General features: G+C 67.1%; 1 protein-coding gene. It reads right to left on the bottom strand.

Annotation, left to right across the window (positions count from 1 at the left end; translation table 11 throughout):
* The coding region (locus tag ACFWPJ_RS25285) for an arginase family protein (protein WP_378854871.1) at positions 1-728 on the bottom strand (728 nt) is incomplete at its 3' end.
* Between the last annotated feature and the right edge of the window lie 89 nt (positions 729-817).

Raw genomic sequence — 817 nt, 5'->3', positions numbered from 1 at the left:
ACTTGGGCCGGGAACTGTTCAGGGTCGAGGACGTCGAGATCGACGTGCAGCCACCAGCGTCGAGCACTCTGCTTCAGGTGGTCCACCGCCGAGCGCGCGAGGTCCTCTGGTGCGGCGGCGATTTCCTGCCAGTCGCGCATCCAGACGCCGCTGTCACGCAGCGAGCCGACGTTGAACTGCTGACGCCAGCCATCGTCACGCGGGCCAAGGAGGGCGAGCTCGTCGCGCCCGAGCGCGGGTAGTCGATCAGACAAGGGGCCATGCATCAGATGCCCGGTGAGCCCCAGCAGCAGGCCGATCTCGGTGTTGGCGGCCTCACCGTCTTCGGAGACGTCCAACGGCATCGTGTCTTCGTGCCCGTCCACGAACAGCACGCTCACCGGTCCGTCAGCGCGAAGTGCGGGGATGGTGCCGAGCAGTGTGGTGCAGTCTGCGCCGTACACGAGCGGGAAGCGTCCACCAGTCACCGCTGCTCTGACCCGGGAGCCGACCTCCTCGGTCATGGCCAGCAGTGCAGCTTCGTTGATCAACGAAGTCTGTGTTCCCCGCTGTGGGCTCCCCGTGGGCAAAACCATGCCGTCACGCTCGATGACCTCATACGCCTCCAGAGCCGCGGCGAGGCCGGCCTCACGCAACGTCGCGGCAGCGGCGGCCTGATGGCCCGACCGACCGTATCCGTCGAAGGGAACCCCAACCAGCTCCACCGCAACCATGACGTCAATCGTCACACCTCAACCGGGCCGATGTCATCCCGGTGAGGGATCGCCCGCTGCGGGTTGAGCGGGCCATCATCCGCTGGCCCGCCCCAAGGACTGCG

The sequence above is a fragment of the Nocardia sp. NPDC058497 genome, assembly GCF_042720195.1.
Classification (GTDB): Bacteria; Actinomycetota; Actinomycetes; order Mycobacteriales; family Mycobacteriaceae; genus Nocardia.
Note: the sequence above shows the minus strand (reverse complement) of the source record. Positions and strands in the feature narration are given on the sequence as shown.